A 19,806-nucleotide genomic window follows, 5' to 3' on the forward strand; every position below is an offset into this window, starting at 1 on the left:
TTTTTTCACAACCGGGTTTTGTGAAATATTCTGAACACCCCAGCAAGCCCAAGCGGCGCCTGCGCGGCACGGCTAAAAAGGCCCTGTTTTAGGCGCTAGTTAGCCTATACTGCACCCTATGAGTGCAACCAAGTGTGCAGTTGACTTCCCCAAGGCTTTGGGATTCACTCGCGCTTAGTGCATTAAATGATGAAAATTTTTAACAACAACTGAGTGTATCCATCATGGCGGTTCCTCCTTCTCTCGTCCGTCGCGAAGAAGCCGAAGCCTTCCTCAAAGCGCATCCGGATATTCAGTTCGTCGATCTTTTGATTGCGGATATGAATGGCGTGGTACGCGGTAAACGGGTTGACCGGAATAATCTGGTCAAGGTTTATGAGAAAGGCATCAACTTACCGGCGTCTTTATTCGCCCTCGACATCAACGGCAGTACTGTAGAAAGCACAGGCCTTGGCCTGGATATCGGCGACGCCGATATGGTCTGCTTCCCCATCCCCGGCACCTTGAGTGTCGAGCCTTGGCAAAAGCGCCCCACCGCGCAGCTGCTAATGACCATGCATGAAAAAGAAGGCGAGCACGAAGGCGAACCCTTCTTCGCTGACCCCCGCGAAGTTCTGCGCCAAGTAGTACAGCGCTTCGATGAAATGGGCCTGAAAGTGTGTGCCGCGTTTGAGCTGGAGTTCTACCTGATCGATCAGGAGAACATTAACGGCCGTCCGCAGCCGCCGCGTTCGCCGACTTCCGGCAAACGTCCGCAATCGACACAGGTTTATTCCATCGACGATCTGGATGAGTACTCTGACTGCCTGCAGGACATCATTGATTGCGCACGCGGGCAGAATTTGCCGGCCGATGCGATTGTCTCTGAGTCGGCGCCAGCCCAGTTCGAGATCAACCTGATTCACGTTGAAGACGCCATCCAAGCCTGCGATCACGCGGTGCTGCTCAAGCGGCTGATCAAAAACGTGGCCTACGACCATGAGATGGACACCACCTTCATGGCCAAGCCGTACCCCAGCCAAGCGGGTAATGGTTTGCACGTCCACGTGTCGCTGATCGATAAAGACGGCAACAACATCTTTGCCGCCGAAGACCCGCTGGAAAACCAACCGCTGCTCAACGCTGTAGGGGGTCTGGTAGAAACCATGCCCGCGAGCATGGCCTTCTTCTGCCCCAACGTGAACAGCTACCGTCGCTTTGGCTCGCAGTTCTACGTGCCCAACGCGCCGAGCTGGGGCATCGACAACCGCACCACGGCACTGCGTATCCCCACCGGTACGCCAAACGCTTTGCGCGTGGAGCACCGTGTGGCCGGTGCCGACGCCAACCCTTACTTGCTCATGGCGGCCGTGCTGGCCGGTATCCACCACGGCTTGGTCAACAAGATCCAGCCGCCGGAAGACACCGAAGGCAACGCCTACGAGCAGCACGAACCCTCGCTGCCGAACAACTTGCGTGATGCCCTGCGCGAGTTGGATGAAAGCGAAGTGATCAACCAGTACATCAACTCGGATTACATCGACATTTTTGTCGCCTGTAAGGAAGCCGAGCTGGAAGAGTTCGAGACCACCATCTCGGATCTGGAATACAACTGGTACTTGCACACCGTGTAAGCCCCCGTTGTCCACAGCGCCGACTCCTTGAGTCGGCGCTGTTGTTTCTAGGCACTGAAAAGGAAGCCTTGATGCTCAGCAGCCACGCCCACTCCTACTACCAAGCCAGCGCCCAAGCGCGGCCAACCTATGCTCCGTTGCAAGGCTGGCAACGCTGCGATGTGTGTGTCATTGGCGGCGGCTATACCGGCATCAGTGCGGCACTGGCCTTGGCCGAGCGCGGCTATCAGGTCATCGTGCTGGAGGCCGAACAACTGGGCTGGGGTGCTAGCGGGCGCAACGGCGGGCAAATCAATGTCGGGCTGGCCTGCGAACAGAGCACCCTGCGCGGCAAAGTCGGCGCCCAAGATGCCGACAAGCTGTGGCAGCTCTCGGTGGAAGGGGTGGCCTTGCTGCGCCAGCGAGTGGCGCAATTCAACATCGACTGCGACCTCACCGACGGCTGCCTGCTGGCCGCCGCCACCACGCGCCAAGTGCGCGACCTGCACGCCTGGCAGCGCGACTTAGAACAGCACTATCACTACCCACACCTGCGCTACTTAGATGGCGATGCACTGCAAGCAGCGGTTGGCAGCCCCTTGTATCAGGGCGCCGTGCTGGATCAATACAGCGGGCACTTGCACCCGCTCAATTACCTGCTCGGCCTTGCCACTGCCGCCCGCACCGCCGGTGTGCGTTTTTTTGAGCACAGCCGCGCTCAGCAGCTTCGTCCGCAGCGCCAACATGTCGATGTGCACGTCAACGGCGGGCATGTACAAGCACAGCAGGTGATCTTGGCCGGCAACGCCTACATCGGCGACCTCATCCCTTGGCAGCAGCAGCGCAGCATGCCGGTCGGCAGTTTTATCGGCGCCACCGCCCCCTTGCCAGCTGAGCTAGCCGCTCAACTGATCGCTAGCCGCGCGGCGGTGTGCAGCATGCAGTTTGTGATCGACTATTACCGCCTGTCCGCCGATAACCGCTTACTGTTTGGCGGCCGCGCCTCGATCACCGGGCGCGAACCGCGTGATCTGCGCGCCACCCTGCGCCGGCGCATGCACACGGTCTTCCCACAACTGACCGGCTACGATTTCGAATTCCTCTGGGGTGGCCTGCTGGCCATGACCGCCAACCGTGCGCCGCAATTTGGCCGCTTGGGGACACAGGTGTACTACGCCCAAGGCTACAGCGGCCAAGGAGTCGCACTGTCCGGCTTAGCGGGCTTACTGATGGCCGAGGCCATCGCCTGCGACAGCCAACGGTTTGATCTGTTTAGCCGCCTACCGCACAGCCCCGTGCCGCCCGGCAGTCACCTGCAAACCGCTGCACGTTTAGGTGCGGTGGCTTGGTATCAGCTGCGCGATGCGCTCGGGCTATAACACTTGCGCACGGCGGCCATACTGCCGTCCAATAACCAGTCGTTCCCGTTTGCACCGCCCGGTTTGAGGCTTCGATGAGCAACCCGCGTAAACCACGCGCCAGCAGCCAAGCACGCATTCAGCACATTCTTAGCGCCGCCCGCAGCTTGCTGAGCGAGCACGGCTTGACGCAGTTGAGCATGTATACCGTGGCCGAACGCGCTGACATACCGCCGTCCTCGGTGTACCACTTTTTCCCTAACGTCGCGGCGCTGTGTCAGGGCCTAACCGAAGAAGTGCATGCCGCCTTTCGCGCCTGTTTAGAAGCACCAATCGACTTGCCCGCCCACGCCACCTGGCGCGAACTGGCGCGTGTGATCGAGCAACGCATGCTCACGGTGTACCGCCAAGACCCCGCCGCCTGTCAGCTAATCCTCGCCAGCCACGCGCAAGCCGACATCACCGCCGCCGACCGCCAACACGACGAACAACTCGGCCAACGCTTGTATCAGTTGTTTAACCAGCGCTTTCAACTGCCGGCACTCGACAACCCCGTCGACCTGTTCACCCTCGCCCTAGAACTGGGCGACCGCGTGTACGCCCGCTCGGTGCAACTGCACGGGCATATCACCCCGTACTATGCCGAAGAGGGCATGCGGGTGTTTGAAGCGTATTTGGGCTTGTATTTGCCGGTGTATTTGGTGCCGCAATCACACCGTAGTGACTGAGCTACAGAAGTTAACGCTAACTCCCCTGCATCGCCCTCAGCCTCCTGCATCTATGCCGTCGTCCATAAGCCCATCGGGCTTTGCGCGTGCTGCTGGAGGAGGCATTGGTGCAGGTCTGTAGTTTGGCGGTTTGCAGATTAAAACTACGAAAAGCTTTTTGGCGAAGCCATCACTTATGGTGCGACTTGCACCAATCGCCCCTTTTATCCGACTGAGCGCAGGCTGGCTGTAGTGGGGTAAGCCGCAGGGATGCGGCGCAAGCGGCGATGGGCTAGGGATAGCCCTTCGCCGTGGCCCCACGTAAGCCTGCCGGAGCGATGGGACTCGGCGCAGCCGAGCCGGATAGTCGGGGCGAGCGGTTTTGCGTACTTTTGCCAAGACAAAAGTGCGCCGCCCGGCAAGGGCGGAACAAGAGGGCTCGATACACTCAGCAGTCAGCTTGGCGCAGTAGGTCAAAACCCACCGCTTTGCACTCCCCAGCAGGCCTGCGCCCTGCCATCCGGGTTATGCCTGTGACTAACCCGGCCTACAAACCCCGCCACCATATACCGATCTTTATCGGCCTTAGTGCCGAATAAAACCGACAAACGAAAATAATCACCTATCAAAATCGATATTTATCGGTTATAAAATCCCCACTCGCAACATCTGCTAGCCTCAGATAACGCTCATCCACCGACTTTTCGAGGTGCTCTATGTCACGCATGGTTACCGTCGCCGCCACCCAGATGGCGTGCTCGTGGGATTCACAGGCCAATATCGCCAACGCCGAAAAGCTGGTGCGCCAAGCCGCTGCCAAAGGCGCGCAGATCATCCTGATTCAGGAGCTGTTCGAAACCCCGTACTTCTGCCAAAAGCAGAACGCCGACTACACCCAGCTGGCCACCAGCGTGGAAGAAAACCCCGCCATTGCCCATTTCAGCAAAGTCGCCGCCGAGCTTAACGTGGTGCTACCGATCAGCTTTTACGAGCGCGCTGGCCGCGCCCGCTTTAACAGTATCGCCATCATCGATGCCGACGGCAGCAATCTAGGCACCTACCGCAAGAGCCATATTCCAGACGGCCCCGGCTACAGCGAGAAGTATTACTTCAACCCGGGTGATACCGGCTTTATGGTTTGGGATACCGCGTTTGCGAAAATCGGCGTCGGCATCTGCTGGGACCAATGGTTCCCAGAGTGCGCGCGCAGCATGGCGCTGATGGGCGCAGAAATTCTGTTCTACCCCACCGCCATTGGCAGCGAGCCGCACGACCCGAGCATCACCTCGCGCGAGCATTGGCAACGCGTGCAGCAAGGCCACGCCGGTGCCAACCTGATGCCGCTGATTGCCAGCAACCGTATCGGCAAAGAAGAGCAAGACGGCTACGACATCACCTTCTACGGCTCGTCTTTCATCGCCAACGAGTTTGGTGAGAAGGTGCAAGAGCTAAACCAGACCGAAGAAGGCATCTTGGTCCACAGCTTTGACCTTACGGCGCTGGAAAAAACCCGCACCGCGTGGGGCGTGTTCCGCGATCGTCGTCCTAATCTGTACTGGCCGTTGGGCACCTTAGACGGCGAGATGGCCTCTGAGTAAGCCTCTTCCAAGCGCGTGCTGGGTACACCGACACGCGCTACTGGCCGATTGATCTTCGTTATTCCCGCTTTCGCATTGGTGACCTCATGACCACACTGACCAGCACACCCCGCGCCGATGGCTTTCGCATGCCTGCCGAGTGGGAGGCGCACACGCAAACGTGGATGGTGTGGCCCGAACGCCCCGATAACTGGCGCTTAGGTGGCAAGCCCGCGCAAGCTGCTTTTAGCGCCGTGGCCGAGGCCATCGCGCGCTTTGAGCCGGTCACCGTGTGCGTCAATGCGGGGCAGTATGAGAACGCCGCCGAGCGCTTAGCCGGCCAGCGCAATATTCGCGTTGTCGAAATCAGCAGCGACGATGCGTGGGTACGCGATACCGGCCCGACCTTTGTGCTGAATAACCAAGGCGAAGTGCGCGGCGTGGACTGGCAGTTCAATGCCTGGGGCGGGCTCAATGGCGGCTTGTACTTCCCCTGGCAGCGAGACGACCAAGTGGCGCGCAAGGTGCTGCAGATCGAAGGTTGCGCGCGCTATCGCACCGAGGGCTTTGTGCTCGAGGGCGGCTCAATCCATGTGGATGGCGAAGGCACGCTGATCACCACCGAGGAGTGCCTGCTCAACGCCAACCGCAACCCGCACCTTAACCGCGAGCAGATCGAAGCACTGCTGGCCGAGCATTTGGCCATCGACACCGTGATCTGGCTGCCCGACGGTTTGTTTAACGATGAAACCGACGGCCACGTGGATAACTTCTGCTGCTACGTGCGCCCCGCTGAAGTACTGCTGGCGTGGACTGACGATGAGCGCGACCCTAATTACGCGCGCTGTCAGGCGGCGCTCAAGGTGCTCGAAAACAGCCGCGACGCCAAAGGCCGCGCCCTCACCGTGCACAAAATCGCCATCCCCGGGCCGCTGCATGCCAGCGCTGAAGAATGTGCCGGTGTTGATTTGGCGGCCAGCAGCCAGCCGCGCGATCCCTCGATTCGCTTGGCCGGTTCGTACGTGAACTTCTTGATCGTCAACGGCGGCATCATCGCGCCCCGCTTTGATGACCCAAAAGACGCCGAGGCCGAAGCCACCCTCAAGCGCATATTCCCTGAGCACGACGTGGTGATGGTGCCCGGCCGCGAGATTCTCCTTGGCGGTGGCAATATCCACTGCATCACCCAGCAGCAACCCGCCCCACAACGCGGTTAACTCGCCGCGCTAAGGCCCGGCAATAGCTGGCGGTAATCCTCTACGGCGGCAAAGGTATCGGTGTCTTTGGGCCCTTTGCGGCTATCGGGTTGGCGCACGGCCAGCAGGTGCGCCACACCGTACTGCGCCGCGCTGCGCAGCACCGGCAGGCTGTCATCAATAAACAAGCTGCGAGCTGGGGCAAAGCCGACATCGGCCTGTAGGGCATCCCAAAATGCTTGTTGCTCTTTGGGGTAACCGTAGTCGTGTGCACTGATCAAGCGCTCGAAATAGGGCGCTAGCTCGACTCGCTCCATCTTCAACGATAGCGAGTCACGGTGCGCATTGGTGATCAACAGCACGCGCTTATCGCTTGCTGCCAGCGCCTTGAGAAACTCCGCCGCGTCTTCACGCAGGGCAATCAAGTGCATGATTTCGCGCTTAAGATCAGGGATCGATAGCTTGAGCTCGCGACTCCAGTGGTCCAGGCAGTACCAACTGAGCTGGCCTTGCTGGGCGGCAAACAGTGGGTACAACTCGTCCTTACTCTGCTGCAACGTTAGGCCATGCAATTGGCCATAACGCGCGGGCAAGTGCTCCAGCCAGAAGTGATTATCAAAGTGCAAATCCAGCAGAGTGCCGTCCATGTCGAGCAGCACGGTGTCGATCTGGTGCCAAGGTAATTGCATGCCACAGCCCTTTTACAAAACTTGCGTATGATAGCCGCAGAATGAGGGAGAACTCGCATGCGCGCCAAACCAACCGTACTAAACCGTGAAATCGTTGCCCGCAGCCGGCTGTTTGCCGTCGAGGAGCTGCAACTGAAGTTCAGCAACGGCGTCGAGCGCACCTACGAGCGTCTAGCCGGTAAAGCCAACGGTTACGGGGCAGTGATGGTGGTGGCCATGCGCGATGCGCACAACGCGCTGTTGGTTGAAGAGTATTGCGCCGGCACCGACGCCTACGAGTTATCGCTTCCCAAAGGGTTAATCGAGCCGGGGGAAAGCCCACTTGCGGCGGCCAATCGCGAGCTCAAAGAGGAGGCGGGCTTCGGCGCGCATCACTTGGAATTGCTCGGTGAGTTGTCGTTATCGCCCGGCTACATGAGCCAACGCATCCACGTTGTGCTGGCGTGGGATCTGTACGAAGAAAAGCTGCCCGGCGATGAGCCAGAGCCAATGGGGCTGTCCAGCGTTGCACTGGCGCAGCTACGCCAACTGATTAACCACCCACAATTTAGCGAAGGCCGTGCCTTGGCTGCGCTGTACTTGGCCCGCGATATTTTGACCGAACGAGGTGGGCTGAATGCTCAATGAACTGCCGCTAGACGCCTTAAAACAACTGGTGCGCGAGGCGGGCGCTGCCACTTTGCCCTTTTGGTGCGACAGCGTCGCGGTAGAGCGTAAAGCCGATGACTCGCCGGTGACCGCCGCTGATCTAGCCGCTAATCGCATTTTGCTCGACGGCTTAGCCACGCTCACGCCGGATATTCCGGTGCTGTCTGAGGAGTCCTGCGATATTGCATTAGCCACACGACAAGCGTGGCGACGCTGGTGGTTGATCGACCCACTGGATGGCACCAAAGAATTTATCAGCGGCAGCGATGAGTTCACCGTCAACCTTGCGCTGATCGAGCAAGGCCGTGTGCTGTTCGGTTTGGTCGGTGTGCCCGCGCAAGCGCTGTTGTACTTCGGCGGCTTACGCCAAGGTGCTTGGCGCGAAGCCGACGGCGGCGAAGCGCAGGCAATTGCCGCGCGGCAAACACACACGCCGCTGCAAGTCGTGGCCAGCAAACGCCACAGCAGCCCGCAACAAGAAGCACTGTTAGCGCAGTTAAATGAACATGTCGGCGCTTACGAGTTAGTCAGTGTCGGTAGCTCACTGAAATTCTGCCAACTGGCTCAAGGCAAAGCCGATTTGTATCCGCGCTTGGCACCCACCTCACAATGGGATACTGCGGCGGCGCAGGCCGTGTTAGAAGGCGCCGACGGCTGCGTATTACGGCTCGATGGCAGCGTGCTGGAGTACCCGGCCGCGCAAAGTTATCTCAACCCGCATTTCATCGCCCTGCCTGCTGATGCGCCGTGGCGCGAGGCGTTATTACGCGCGACAAACGTCTAACCACACGGATCTTTAGCGGTGCAGGACAAACTGGCCGCTGAAGGTCACCACTTCTTTGTCTTCAAACAGCACACGACTGTGCAAGTTGATTCGTGCGCGGCCGTGTCGCTGATACACCTTCACAAACTTATCCCACGCCGCATCACCGGGGTCGCTGCACTCGCTGATCACATCCCCAAGGGCTGGCACGGGGTAATCCACCTTGCCTTGCTGAATCACGATATGCCCATCGCTGATGCCGGCCTCGTGCAAGCGCAAATGCAACCAGCCCCAACCTGCCAACACCGCCGCACAGTACAAACTGCCGCCGAACATGCTGCTTTTGTGATTGATGTTGGCAGCCAAGGGCACACCCAAGCGCAATTGTCGCGCCTCCCAGCTGAGCACCTTGAGGCCCATGGCGCGGGTGAGGGGGATGTCGTGGTGAAGAATGGCTTCTAAATAGCGGGCGGCCTGCGCCATACCGTATTCCTTGTGGCTTAAGACAATAAAGACAACAAGGGGCAGACGCTCAAAGGTGACTTGTTAGTCACCTTTTACTTAAGCGGTTTTAGGGAAATGAACGGCAGGCTTTAAACGCCACGCAGGTAATCCAACTGGCCTTGCAGGTGCAGTTCGCTGCCATCGGCGCTGTACAACGCAAACGTTTTTTTCGTCTCGCTGCGGGAGGCTTCACGCAGGCTTAGCTCCGCCGGCAAGAACACCGGACGTTTAAACTCCACCGCCACCTGCACCGCTCGGCGCTCTTCGGTCGGTAGCAGCTTGGCCAAGGTGCGCGCCTTAAGCCACATGCCGTGGGCAATGTGGCGCTCAAAGCCAAACAGCTTGGCGCTCAACGGGTGCAAGTGGATCGGATTAATGTCGCCGGAAATCCGCCCATAGGCACGGCCTAAACTGCTGGGTAACGGCCAGCGATCGGTCTCGACTAAACCGTCCAACGTATCGATTGAGTTGCTCTTTACCGCTTGAGGGCCGCTCACTGGTGCGCCGCGGAACAGGTTGACACTTTCACTGCGCCAACAGCATTCGCGCCCTGACCAAATCTCGCTATGAATACTGAAGGTTTGTCCCTTGGGGTGCGCCTTGAGCTCGCCCAAATAACACTTCACCCGCAGCACTTCGCGCGGCCACACGGGGCGTAGTTGCTCAATCCGATTGCTGACGTGCACTAAACCCAACAGCGGGAAGGGGAAGGCTTTATCAGTCATCAACGCCAGATGTAACGGAAACGCCAACATATGCGGATAACTGATCGGCAAAGGGCCTTGGCCCGAAAAGCCGCAGATATGCCGGTAATGCTGGACATGGCGCATGTCGACACGCTGGTCATCGAGTTCCACCGCCAGTGTGGGTAAGTCTTGTTGTCCGTCGGTACGGCGCAGCAAAGCGCGCACATACAAGCCGCTCATCGCTGGGCTTTTTTCTAAACGGACTACATTATCGGCCGACATGCTTTGCTCCTCTTTCTACTACATCACTGCGCAAACCCTATTCACACCGAGTTTGCAGATGGCTAGAAAACCATAAATGCATGTATGCGCCCTACTGCCCAAAAGGTTGGCCAAAGCCACGCCTTTAGCTGCTTTGCAGCACCGGCCTAAGCCAGTAGGATGGCGCTTTCACGACAACAAAGAGTCTAGATGTGTTAACCGATTCTGGGGTGTTACTTCGTCTGATTTTGCAAGCCATGACCAGCGCCGGCGTGGATGTTGCCACGTTGATTCAGCGTTGCGGCTTACGCTTGAGTGACTTGCAAGACAAGCGCCTACGCACGCCACATGCTGCGCAGCAGCAATTTTGGCAAGTGTTACAAGAGCTCACGCAAGACCCCGATATTGGCCTCACCTTGGCCAGCCATTTACCGCCCTATCATGGGCAAGTGCTGGAGTACTTATTTTTAAGTAGTCCCAACTTTGGTGAAGGGCTGCGCCGCGCAATCAACTACGAACGCTTGCTCAGTGACGCGCTGCAAGGCCGGCTACGACGTGAGGGCGACCAAGCGATTTTGAGCCTTAATTTACCCAGCGATAGCCAGCGTCCCTTTATCGAACTGCTGGCACATGGGGTGATTACTTTTTTCCAAAAGATCACCGATAGCAGCTTTCACCCCACGGCATTGCACTTCACCTTTAGCCAAGGGGCGAGCGGTGAGCGCTACCAAGCCTTGTATGGCTGCCCCGTGAGCTTAGGCAGCACCGAAAACAGCCTACATTTCGCCGCGCACTGGCTGGATACACCCAGCCCGCATGCTGAGCCTGAGCTGTTAGCCTTGCACGAACAAGTCGCTAGCGAACGGGTAGCCGAACTGGAACGGCAAGACCTAATCCACGCGGTGCGCCGCGTGATTGGTGAGCACCTAGAAAGCGGCGAGTTAAGCCTGGAATGCGTAGCCCAGCAGCTGGGCTTGCGCCCGCGCTTGTTGCGCTCACGCCTAGCCAATGCCGACAGCAGCTTCAACCAAATCCTCGGGGATTATCGCTGCCGTTTAGCCAAACGCTTACTCGCAGGTACTGATGAGTCCATCGACCAAATCGTCTACCTAACCGGGTTCTCCGAACCGAGCACATTTTATCGCGCCTTTCGCCGTTGGACTGATCAAACCCCAGTGGAATACCGTCGTAGTCGGCGCGGGGTTAACGATCACGGCGAATAACGTCTACCGGGCGATAACTCAGTATTCAGGCCATCACTGATTGCTGCCGCGCAATGTGCAATCAGGCACATTGATCCCTCACCGAGGCAGGAGTCTTTTATGTTTGCACTAAGCCAACCGCGTTTATTTCAACTGTCGAGCTTTACCGCGCTGAGTGGGTGGCTGGTGTTAATCGCATTGCCACAGTGGAGTAGCGGCCCACAGTTTGTTTTAGGCGTGGCTTTAGTCCTGTTGTGTGCGCTGTACGCGCTGGCACTGAAAGCCGCGCTGACCTCACGCGGCGCTGCCGATGCCGGCAAGCCAGGTTTTTTTAGCCTGCGCGGCGTGCTGGCTTTATTCAGCAACCCCAAAGCCGTATTAGCCGCTTGGATTCATATTCTGGCTTTCGATCTACTGGCAGGGCTGTACATCCAGCAGCAAGGCGCCATGCAGGGCATCGGTCATGTGTGGCTGATCCCCTGCTATCTACTGGCACTGATGTTTGGCCCGTTAGGACTGCTGCTTTTTTTGCTGATCAGTCTGGGGCACAGCGCTTAAGCCGGTATGCAGTAACCGGCCATGCAATTGTGGTCGTAGGCGGGCAGCTCGGTAGGCGCAGCAGTGGCGACAACCTTCTGCGCTTGCCGGCGTTGCCAAATCTGCTCATGAAGGTAAAACGCCACCGTATTCACCGCCGGTTCTAACACCGCAATCGCGCCGCCCACCCAAGCACTGCCGGTCAAGGCATAAGCCATGCTAAAGGCCACAGAAAAGTGCACAACGGCAAAACTGGCTGTCTTTTTCATCTGAGGCTCCTTACGCGCTCACCATCAACCGAGACAGTGTGACCGCGCTTCAAGCGTTTGAATAATCAGACTCCTCTATAGGGCCGATAGCCGCTTGCACTGGGCTCAGTCGCTAAAGCTAAACGCCTACCTAACTCACCAAGAAAAACCCCGGCACTAGGCCGGGGTAATCATAGTCATTGGCATGGCATTCACGGGTGAAAGCATGCCAAAGATCCAGCGTCGACAGTTGATGTCCACGGGCGATAAACCTGACATTCGCCACTCTATATAAATCAATGACTTACGGGCGAATTGGGCGCAATTATTGGCATGATTGAGCCATATTAAGTGTCATTTTCCGCAAACATCTGAAACTGGCTTTAATCGGCACTACATTTCAGTGGTACAGGATGCGTTTCGAAGACAGGCCTCAAGGCACGTTTAGATTGACAACCTGTCAATGCGAATCAGATTACGGCGAATCCACCGAGTAGGAAACAGTCACTTTCCACCTCCGACGGACGGAGCCTGATAACTGTATGAGAGGGCAAGCGAATCAGCGGGCAGGATGCCTGAGCTTTTTCCAAGACAATAAAAAACCCGCCTTGGCGGGTTTCGCTCCTAACCATCTGACATCCTGTCAGTGCGTCCTAGCGATGGTCAATCGTCCATGATTCCGAGCGATTCCTTCGCTCTGTGGATGTAAGCAGATTAATACTGAGCGCCAAGAGCAGATAGCGGCAAACGCCATTAACTTATGTAAGCCATTCGCCATAACTTATGGCATGCAAATGGCGAGTTCGACGCACTGCTGCGCTAGCTGCCTGCACCGGATATTCTGAGCGTTAGCCAATCAGACCAAGGAAGGCCCCATGTCGATGCCCGTTACGACTTATCAATGTACCGCTTGCGATTACAGAAGCTGGGACGCTGCTACCTGGGGCTACCGCTACTATTTATATAGCGAAAGCAAAGTCAGGATGGCGGTCACGCTAGGCTGGTGTCATCTCTGCAATGGTTTGTCAGCGGTTGAAGTATTGCCCACCGCACTCGGTGAGGCTGACCTTCAACAACAACTGGATGCCCTATGCATAGCGCTTCAAGAAGAACTCACCGACTCCTCACCCAAAAGGCGCTGGTGGCAGCTTCACGCAAGGAAAGGCATAAAACAGATAAGGCTTGAGTCCGAAATCAAATCTGCGGAGGAGGACTTAGCTACATACCGACTACGCCGAGCGGCCCTTTCAAAACGGACAAGTCAAGGACGTTGCATGCGTTGTAGCTCTGAAGAGTGGGCCCCGCTTCCGCATCACGAAAAAGACTATTTCGACATGGCGTCCACGCCAAAACCCATCGGTTTCACCCACCCAGGATGTGGCGGTGAATTAGTCACTATTTGTGATGGCACAAGGCTGAATGTCATGCTGACAGACAAAGCCTATAACCTTGAAGGTCAGCTATTGCCGTGACGCTAGCGAGGTAACTCTGAACCCACACCTGTCCCCAGGTTGGACTCCTTCAGCTCACCAAGTTACACCTTGGCGAAGCCATACGGGCAAGTTTAGGTACGCTAGACACCATCCACCTGGCACACACCACGCATTTCGCCGGTCACCAGCCGACCCGTTTGTATGGGGGGCAATTCACCGTGTACTACAAATTATTGAGTGGCTACATCATCGAAGATAGGCCATTCGAAGATACATCTACTAACCAAAACGCAATGACTGTAAGGTTCCTTCCTTATTTGGAATTTTGAGATCACATGGATGTTGCCTAGTCAGCTTGCTTTGCCATGCCGTTACACCCTTCTTGCTCTTTGCATCGCCTCATCAATTGCGAGCCATCAAGCTCTTGCATCTGTTGAGTGGCTTGGTGAACTACCTGAAGGCTATCCAGATAGCATCGCTGAAGGTATATCTGCCGATGGTAATGTGGTGGTTGGCTATAGCGACTCTGCCAATGGCCACGAAGCATTTCTCTGGAGCAGAGCCAGCGGCATGATAGGCCTTGGCTATCTGCCGGGTGGCGGCTGGCATGGTGATGCCTTCGCTACATCGGCTGATGGTAGTGTCGTGGTAGGGAATAGCGATTCAATCGATGGCCAAGAAGCATTTCGCTGGACTAGCTCTACCGGAATGGTGGGACTTGGTCAGCTGCCTGGCGGGAGTAATAGTAATGCTCGCGCTGTGTCTGCCGATGGCAGCGTAGTTGTTGGTGATGGATATTCCAGCAATAGCGGAATTGAAGCCTTTCGATGGACAAGCGACGCAGGTATGACAGGCCTTGGCCATTTGACTGGAGGCACCCCAAGCAGTTCTGCCAAAGGCATATCAGCAGACGGGCTCGTAATCGTCGGTTATAGCGACTCAAGCAATGGCCACGAAGCTTTTCGCTGGGCTAGCGGCACAGGTATGGTCGGCCTAGGCGACCTAACTGGCGGCACTTTCAATAGTGTCGCACTAGGTACCTCGGCAGATGGTAGCGTTATTGTTGGAAGTGGTACTACAGACAATGGCACTGAAGCTTTTCGCTGGACTAGCTCAACAGGCATGGTAGGTCTTGGTTACTTATCCGGGGCAGTTGCTTCGCCTAGATACTTACTCAGTCCGAACGATTCTCTCGGGTCTCTAAGTCCTGTATCGATCCCCGGTGAAAGCCTCCACAGTTCTGCATATGCCACCTCATATGATGGAAGCGTGGTCGTTGGCTATAGCGACTCAAGTAGGGGCGGTGAAGCTTTCCGCTGGACTAGCGCAACAGGTATGCAGTCGCTAGCTGAGTGGGCAGGCGTTGCTCCGACTTCATGGATTTTACAAGGTGCTAATAGCATTTCTGCTGACGGCTTGACCGTGACTGGCTTTGGCTACAACGAAGACGGTAACGCTGAAGCCTTTATTGCCCGTGCTGGCACTTTCATCACTATCAACGATCTTGCAAGCAGCCTGAACTCCAGCTCTCAAGCCGTAAGAGCAGCCCAGCGGAGTGGTTCTACCTTGATTAATGGAGCACACAGCCGGCCACTTTCCCGCCGAGTAGAGAAGGGGCAGTCAACTCTATGGTTAGCCGGCGACTGGGGTACAGATAACCACGGGCAGCATAGTGGTGACATCGGAATGACAGAAATAGGTGGCGGTCAAAATTTTGGCCTGGCGCAAGTGAACTTAGCCGTAGGCCAAACTTGGGCGCGACAAAATTACATTTATGACTCATATATTGAGGCTGACAGCACCTATGTTTTAGCTGAAGGCATTATTCCAATCAATGAGGTTATGGGCCTGTGGACTACACTGGGCGGCTTCGCCTCTTGGGGAAATAACAATATTCGGCGAGGGTATGTGAACGGCACCAACCAAGACTACTCCTATGGCGACCCGGACACTAAAAGCTACGGATTACGAGCAAGGGTTGACTGGGAGAATGCTGCGCACTTGGGCAGATTATCGGCCAGCCCTTTCATTGATCTAACGTACCAACGTAATCAGCAGGAAAGCTATCAAGAAAAAAGCGGTGGAATGCCCACTAACTATGATGGCTACTCAGAGCACACCACAGATCTGCGCATGGGTATTCAGGGTAGCCTGCCCCTATTTGACACAGGCTTCAATCTGATCAGTCTTGTGGAGGGTGTTCACCGATTTGACGACCAAGCTGCATCCGTTTCAGGAGAGGTGATAGGCATCTCCGCTTTTGATATGCCGGGCCAAAGTTACGACCAAAACTGGATGCGCTTTAGTCTTGGTTTTGATGGACGACTTGGAGGCGGAAAGGGCAGCGTAATGCTCAACCGAACGACCGAGGGTGAAATGCCAGATAACTGGCTTGCTGCGTCTTACCAAGTTGCTTTCTAACGAAAAGCACGGCAAGTGGTGATATGTATTCAGCTAGTGTTGGGAAACAGTCGGCCTAACCCGCTATTTGAGACGCTCGGCTGCCTTGCGATACGCCTGCTCACGCTCACGGCGATCAACCGCCACCACAAACACCACCACCTCATGGTCGATCACCTGGTAAACCAGGCGGTAGCCGCTGCTACGCAGTTTGATCTTGTAGCAGTCAGGCAACGAATGGAGCCGGTTGGCTTCGATTCGCCTCGACACGTGGATTCAGTAATACCTCAGCGAGCTTTTTCTTCAGCTGCTCGCGGACGGTATCCCCCAGCTTGTGCCACTCCTTCAGTGCCCGTGCATCGAATTCAAGGCTATAGGTCATCCAGCGAGACCTTCACGCGCTGTGGAGCCGCAAGGCGTTCCCGTACTGTGGCGATCAGGGCCTCGTCTTCCTCGGTCATCAGTACCGGTCGGAAGGGAAGCTGACCGCGCTCGGCCACATACTGCAAAGCTTGGCGCATCAATTCAGAGGGGGTGACGCCGAGCTTTTCCAGCTCCTGGTAAGCACGCGCCTTAAGCTCGTCGTCGATGCGGATATTGATGGACGCCATGGTGCGGCCCTCACTGTAATGACATTCGTATTTACAGTGACAGGGTAGCCGTCGTTTGGCAAGCGGGTTGGCACCCCCGCCAGTAATACACCGACCAAGTGTCTCCTGACTACGGCACCACAGCCCAGGTGCCCAGTAGTCACATAATGCTGAAGTGGTCGCCAGCATCCTGTCCGCAGCGTGGCGTCATTGAACATAGCGTCCGATATACGCACCGCACGGCTCGGGAATTTATTAACGTTTTTGTTAATGATTTTGCGAGTCGCTCGTCTTGCCATGCAACTCCCTCATCCCTATCGTGAAGCCGGGTGCTCTGTATCAGCCTCCCTAGCCTGCTATAACGCCGATAAATCAGCGCTTCACCATTAGGCCATTAAAGCTTTCTTTGGCGTCGATTTCATCGGAAAAATCTTAATGCGATTGAGAAATCCAATTTACGGGCGTTAAACCAAAACACAGTGGTTGCCGCTGGTGCCAAGAGAATCTGCCTGTCCCCTCAGGCAGGGTTGCAGTGGGTGAGTAATTCTTATGGCCTATTCAGAAATGAAAAATCCCGACTCGCCTTTCGGTAGGCCGGGGTTCTTCAGGGAAGGGGTAGGGAACTAACCTTGCTCACCTACAGCAGGGTGGCAGGCACATCCGCATGCGGATTGTTTTAAAGAAGCCGCAAGTGTTTCGCATCGTCATGCCCGTCAGCGGTTTCTGGTGGTGGGCGATGCTATTTTGATTGGCGTGAATTGGAGCTATCAGCCCAGCCTAAGAATCTCCCAGAATTCACCCGTGCCAAAACGAGATTTTCCGGCTTTTCTCTGTAGTTTCACTACACGACCAGCCTACGTTGGGCTCTGTACCTATACTTAACAGCCTGATCCAAAAAGAAAAACCCCGGCGCTAGGCCGGGGTAGTGGCTGATTTCGGCATGACAATAACTCGCACAAACATGCCAATTAATCTGCCCATCGACAAGATATCAAATATCGAGGTTGGTCACCGCCAAGGCGTTGCTCTCGATAAATTCACGACGCGGTTCTACTTGGTCACCCATTAGGGTGTTGAAGATTTGGTCGGCGCCGATCGCGTCTTCAATGGTGACTTTAAGCATGCGGCGTACATTGGGGTCCATGGTGGTTTCCCACAGCTGGTCTGGGTTCATCTCGCCGAGACCCTTATAGCGCTGAATGCTGTGCCGCTTGGTGCTCTCGGTCATCAGCCATTCGAGACCATCTTTAAAGCGTGTCACCGGTTTAGTCCGCTCGCCGCGCTGAATGTACGCGCCGTCTTCCAGTAAGCCGTGTAACGCATCGCGCAAATTGGCGATGGCTTTGTAGTCATTGCTGTTGAAGAAATCACGGTTGAAGGTGATGTAATTCGACAAGCCATGCGCCACGGTCTCTACCACCGGCAGCCACAAATTGCGTTCTTTGTCTTCACGCAGACTGGCAGAGTAGGTGAAGCCCGAGCTTTCTGCGCTGCTTAAACGCCCTTGGAAGGCGTCTAACCAGGTTTGCATCGCGCTTTGATCAGCCAGTTGCTCAACACTCAAACGCGGCAAGTAGATGAAGTGCTCGGTCAGCTCCTGCGGGTACAACCGCGCCAAGCGCTTCAGCGTTTTCATCACGCCACGGTATTGGTTAACCAAGGTTTCCAAGGCTTCACCGGATAAGCCCGGTGCGCTCTCGTTGACGTGCAGACTGGCATCTTCCAAGGCCGACTGGGTCATGTATTCATCCATGGCCTCGTCGTCTTTGATGTACTGCTCTTGCTTACCTTTCTTCACTTTGTAAAGCGGCGGCTGAGCAATGTAGATGTAGCCGTTTTCGATCAGTTCCGGCATTTGGCGGAAGAAGAACGTCAGCAGCAGGGTACGAATGTGCGAACCGTCGACGTCAGCATCGGTCATGATGATGATGTTGTGGTAGCGCAGTTTAGCGAGGTTGAACTCCTCACGACCGATGCCACAGCCCAGCGCGGTGATCAAAGTGCCGACTTCTTGCGAAGACAACATCTTGTCGAAGCGCGCCTTCTCGACGTTCAGGATCTTACCTTTGAGCGGCAGAATGGCTTGAGTTTTACGGTTGCGGCCCTGCTTGGCAGAACCACCGGCTGAGTCACCCTCCACGATGTAGAGTTCAGACAGCGCAGGGTCTTTTTCTTGGCAGTCAGCCAGTTTGCCTGGCAAGCCGGCGATATCCAGCGCACCTTTGCGGCGCGTCATTTCACGGGCCTTACGGGCCGCTTCACGGGCGCGGGCGGCGTCGATCATCTTGCCAACGACCTGCTTAGCCTCGTTGGGGTTTTCTAGCAGGTAATCGGCAAAGTGTTTGCCCATTTCTTGCTCAACAGCCGTCTTCACTTCTGAAGACACCAGCTTGTCTTTGGTTTGCGAGCTGAATTTCGGGTCCGGCACCTTAACCGAGATAATCGCGGTTAAGCCTTCACGCGCATCGTCACCGGTGGTGTTGACCTTCATCTTTTTCAGCAGGCCTTCCTGCTCGATGTAGGTGTTCAGGTTACGCGTCAACGCTGAGCGGAAGCCCGCCAAGTGGGTGCCGCCATCGCGCTGCGGAATGTTGTTGGTGAAGCAGAGAATGTTCTCGTTGAAGCTGTCATTCCACTGCATCGCCACTTCTACGCCGACACCATCTTCTTCACGCTGGTAGGTGAAGTGGAAGATGTTATTGACCGCGGTTTTATTGTGGTTGAGGTACTCAACGAAGGCGCGCAAACCACCGTCGTAGTGGAAAGTCTCTTGCTTACCGCTGCGCTCATCTTTCAGAACAATGCACACACCCGAGTTGAGGAATGACAACTCGCGCAAGCGCTTGGCCAGAATGTCCCAACTGAAATGGATATTAGTGAAGGTGGCCGGGGAGGGCTTGAAGTGAATCTCGGTTCCCGTGCCTTCTGTTTCACCCACTGGCGACAGCGGTGCTTGGGGCACGCCATGGTGATAGGTTTGTTCCCACACTTGGCCCGCGCGGCGAATGGTCAGTTGCAGCTCTTCTGAGAGCGCGTTAACCACTGAAACGCCCACACCGTGCAAACCACCGGAAACCTTGTAGGTGTTGTCGTCAAACTTACCGCCGGCGTGCAGTACGGTCATGATCACTTCGGCCGCGGATACACCTTCTTCTTTGTGCATATCCACCGGAATGCCGCGACCGTTATCGCGCACGCTGATCGATTCATCAGGGTGAATGCTCACCAGAATTTCCGAACAGAAGCCCGCCAACGCTTCGTCGATCGAGTTATCGACGACTTCAAACACCATATGGTGCAGACCCGTCCCATCATCGGTATCACCGATATACATGCCCGGACGCTTGCGTACGGCATCCAGCCCCTTAAGCACTTTAATGCTGGAACTGTCGTACGTTCTTTCTTCGCTCATGCC

At 56.2% G+C, this 19,806-nt stretch carries 17 protein-coding genes and 1 pseudogene; 11 read left to right on the plus strand and 7 right to left on the minus strand.

Features of this window, described 5'->3' with window-relative positions; all coding sequences use genetic code 11:
* Positions 1 to 224: 224 nt before the first annotated feature.
* The 5 genes from MKI83_RS08975 (at position 225) to aguA (ending at position 6,451) form a co-directional block, all read left to right on the plus strand.
* Entirely contained in the window at positions 225 to 1,613 is a 1,389-nt protein-coding gene (locus MKI83_RS08975) for a glutamine synthetase family protein (protein WP_241585030.1), read from the plus strand.
* 71 nt (positions 1,614 to 1,684) lie between these two features.
* Entirely contained in the window at positions 1,685 to 2,971 is a 1,287-nt protein-coding gene (locus tag MKI83_RS08980) for an NAD(P)/FAD-dependent oxidoreductase (protein WP_241585032.1), read from the plus strand.
* A 74-nt stretch (positions 2,972 to 3,045) separates the two neighbouring features.
* Positions 3,046 to 3,678 (plus strand): TetR/AcrR family transcriptional regulator, encoded by a 633-nt coding sequence (locus MKI83_RS08985; protein WP_241585034.1) that lies wholly within the window; start codon positions 3,046 to 3,048, stop codon positions 3,676 to 3,678.
* Positions 3,679 to 4,373: 695 nt separating this feature from the next.
* On the plus strand, positions 4,374 to 5,255 hold the full coding sequence (gene aguB / locus MKI83_RS08990; RefSeq protein WP_241585036.1) for an N-carbamoylputrescine amidase: 882 nt from the start codon (positions 4,374 to 4,376) through the stop codon (positions 5,253 to 5,255).
* 86 nt (positions 5,256 to 5,341) lie between these two features.
* A complete protein-coding gene (gene aguA / locus MKI83_RS08995) occupies positions 5,342 to 6,451 on the plus strand; it encodes an agmatine deiminase (protein WP_241585038.1) in 1,110 nt (369 codons plus the stop codon).
* Here the strand turns inward: aguA and yrfG are convergent.
* Positions 6,448 to 7,119 carry a GMP/IMP nucleotidase gene (yrfG, locus tag MKI83_RS09000; protein ID WP_241585040.1) on the minus strand — a complete coding sequence of 224 codons (672 nt, stop codon included), beginning with the start codon at positions 7,117 to 7,119 and terminating at the stop codon, positions 6,448 to 6,450. The two genes, aguA and yrfG, sit on opposite strands and share 4 nt — an antisense overlap.
* 57 nt (positions 7,120 to 7,176) lie before the next feature.
* Between yrfG and nudE the strand changes: the two genes are divergently transcribed.
* Entirely contained in the window at positions 7,177 to 7,746 is a 570-nt protein-coding gene (gene nudE / locus MKI83_RS09005) for an ADP compounds hydrolase NudE (RefSeq protein WP_241585042.1), read from the plus strand.
* The gene (cysQ, locus tag MKI83_RS09010; protein WP_241585044.1) at positions 7,736 to 8,551 is read left to right on the plus strand and encodes a 3'(2'),5'-bisphosphate nucleotidase CysQ; all 816 of its coding nucleotides are present in this window, start codon (positions 7,736 to 7,738) and stop codon (positions 8,549 to 8,551) included. The genes nudE and cysQ overlap by 11 nt, the downstream gene beginning before the upstream one ends.
* A gap of 12 nt (positions 8,552 to 8,563) precedes the next feature.
* Here the strand turns inward: cysQ and MKI83_RS09015 are convergent, their stop codons facing one another.
* Positions 8,564 to 9,013 (minus strand): thioesterase domain-containing protein, encoded by a 450-nt coding sequence (locus MKI83_RS09015; RefSeq protein WP_241585046.1) that lies wholly within the window; start codon positions 9,011 to 9,013, stop codon positions 8,564 to 8,566.
* Positions 9,014 to 9,123: 110 nt separating this feature from the next.
* Positions 9,124 to 10,002 (minus strand): MaoC/PaaZ C-terminal domain-containing protein, encoded by an 879-nt coding sequence (locus tag MKI83_RS09020; RefSeq protein ID WP_241585047.1) that lies wholly within the window; start codon positions 10,000 to 10,002, stop codon positions 9,124 to 9,126.
* Positions 10,003 to 10,193: 191 nt separating this feature from the next.
* Between MKI83_RS09020 and MKI83_RS09025 the strand changes: the two genes are divergently transcribed.
* Complete coding sequence (locus MKI83_RS09025) at positions 10,194 to 11,204, plus strand: AraC family transcriptional regulator (RefSeq protein ID WP_370867377.1); 1,011 nt, start codon at positions 10,194 to 10,196, stop codon at positions 11,202 to 11,204.
* Between the two features lie 99 nt (positions 11,205 to 11,303).
* A complete protein-coding gene (locus MKI83_RS09030; RefSeq protein ID WP_241585048.1) occupies positions 11,304 to 11,741 on the plus strand; it encodes an abscisic acid-deficient protein Aba4 family protein in 438 nt (145 codons plus the stop codon).
* Here MKI83_RS09030 and MKI83_RS09035 read toward each other — a convergent pair.
* Complete coding sequence (locus tag MKI83_RS09035; RefSeq protein WP_241585049.1) at positions 11,738 to 11,989, minus strand: DUF2061 domain-containing protein; 252 nt, start codon at positions 11,987 to 11,989, stop codon at positions 11,738 to 11,740. The two genes, MKI83_RS09030 and MKI83_RS09035, sit on opposite strands and share 4 nt — an antisense overlap.
* Before the next feature lie 854 nt (positions 11,990 to 12,843).
* On the opposite strand from MKI83_RS09035, the gene MKI83_RS09040 reads away from it, so the two are divergent.
* Both MKI83_RS09040 and MKI83_RS09045 read left to right on the plus strand, forming a co-directional pair.
* Positions 12,844 to 13,440: a hypothetical protein gene (locus MKI83_RS09040; RefSeq protein WP_241585050.1), complete on the plus strand. Its 597-nt coding sequence runs from the start codon at positions 12,844 to 12,846 to the stop codon at positions 13,438 to 13,440.
* Positions 13,441 to 13,740: 300 nt separating this feature from the next.
* Complete coding sequence (locus MKI83_RS09045) at positions 13,741 to 15,822, plus strand: autotransporter domain-containing protein (RefSeq protein ID WP_241585052.1); 2,082 nt, start codon at positions 13,741 to 13,743, stop codon at positions 15,820 to 15,822.
* Between the two features lie 63 nt (positions 15,823 to 15,885).
* Here MKI83_RS09045 and MKI83_RS09050 read toward each other — a convergent pair.
* The 3 genes and pseudogenes from MKI83_RS09050 to gyrB all read right to left on the minus strand — a co-directional run bounded on the left by MKI83_RS09050 (position 15,886) and on the right by gyrB (position 19,803).
* Positions 15,886 to 16,183, minus strand: a pseudogene (locus MKI83_RS09050) (type II toxin-antitoxin system RelE family toxin).
* Positions 16,173 to 16,412, minus strand: coding sequence for a type II toxin-antitoxin system RelB/DinJ family antitoxin (locus MKI83_RS09055; protein WP_170050294.1), 240 nt, complete (start codon positions 16,410 to 16,412; stop codon positions 16,173 to 16,175). Before MKI83_RS09055 ends, MKI83_RS09050 begins: the two are co-directional and overlap by 11 nt.
* 970 nt (positions 16,413 to 17,382) lie before the next feature.
* The gene (gene gyrB, locus MKI83_RS09060; protein ID WP_241585054.1) at positions 17,383 to 19,803 is read right to left on the minus strand and encodes a DNA topoisomerase (ATP-hydrolyzing) subunit B; all 2,421 of its coding nucleotides are present in this window, start codon (positions 19,801 to 19,803) and stop codon (positions 17,383 to 17,385) included.
* Positions 19,804 to 19,806 lie beyond the last annotated feature (3 nt).

It is taken from the genome of Atopomonas sediminilitoris (assembly GCF_022601735.1).
GTDB classification, from domain to species: domain Bacteria; phylum Pseudomonadota; class Gammaproteobacteria; order Pseudomonadales; family Pseudomonadaceae; genus Atopomonas; species Atopomonas sediminilitoris.

Coding starts and splice junctions, on each gene's coding strand:
- MKI83_RS08975 (WP_241585030.1), top strand. CDS start 225: ATGGCGGTTCCTCCTTCTCTCGTCCGTCGCGAAGAAGCCGAAGCCTTC.
- MKI83_RS08980 (WP_241585032.1), top strand. CDS start 1,685: ATGCTCAGCAGCCACGCCCACTCCTACTACCAAGCCAGCGCCCAAGCG.
- MKI83_RS08985 (WP_241585034.1), top strand. CDS start 3,046: ATGAGCAACCCGCGTAAACCACGCGCCAGCAGCCAAGCACGCATTCAG.
- aguB (WP_241585036.1), top strand. CDS start 4,374: ATGTCACGCATGGTTACCGTCGCCGCCACCCAGATGGCGTGCTCGTGG.
- aguA (WP_241585038.1), top strand. CDS start 5,342: ATGACCACACTGACCAGCACACCCCGCGCCGATGGCTTTCGCATGCCT.
- yrfG (WP_241585040.1), bottom strand. CDS start 7,119: ATGCAATTACCTTGGCACCAGATCGACACCGTGCTGCTCGACATGGAC.
- nudE (WP_241585042.1), top strand. CDS start 7,177: ATGCGCGCCAAACCAACCGTACTAAACCGTGAAATCGTTGCCCGCAGC.
- cysQ (WP_241585044.1), top strand. CDS start 7,736: ATGCTCAATGAACTGCCGCTAGACGCCTTAAAACAACTGGTGCGCGAG.
- MKI83_RS09015 (WP_241585046.1), bottom strand. CDS start 9,013: ATGGCGCAGGCCGCCCGCTATTTAGAAGCCATTCTTCACCACGACATC.
- MKI83_RS09020 (WP_241585047.1), bottom strand. CDS start 10,002: ATGTCGGCCGATAATGTAGTCCGTTTAGAAAAAAGCCCAGCGATGAGC.
- MKI83_RS09030 (WP_241585048.1), top strand. CDS start 11,304: ATGTTTGCACTAAGCCAACCGCGTTTATTTCAACTGTCGAGCTTTACC.
- MKI83_RS09035 (WP_241585049.1), bottom strand. CDS start 11,989: ATGAAAAAGACAGCCAGTTTTGCCGTTGTGCACTTTTCTGTGGCCTTT.
- MKI83_RS09040 (WP_241585050.1), top strand. CDS start 12,844: ATGTCGATGCCCGTTACGACTTATCAATGTACCGCTTGCGATTACAGA.
- MKI83_RS09045 (WP_241585052.1), top strand. CDS start 13,741: ATGTTGCCTAGTCAGCTTGCTTTGCCATGCCGTTACACCCTTCTTGCT.
- MKI83_RS09055 (WP_170050294.1), bottom strand. CDS start 16,412: ATGGCGTCCATCAATATCCGCATCGACGACGAGCTTAAGGCGCGTGCT.
- gyrB (WP_241585054.1), bottom strand. CDS start 19,803: ATGAGCGAAGAAAGAACGTACGACAGTTCCAGCATTAAAGTGCTTAAG.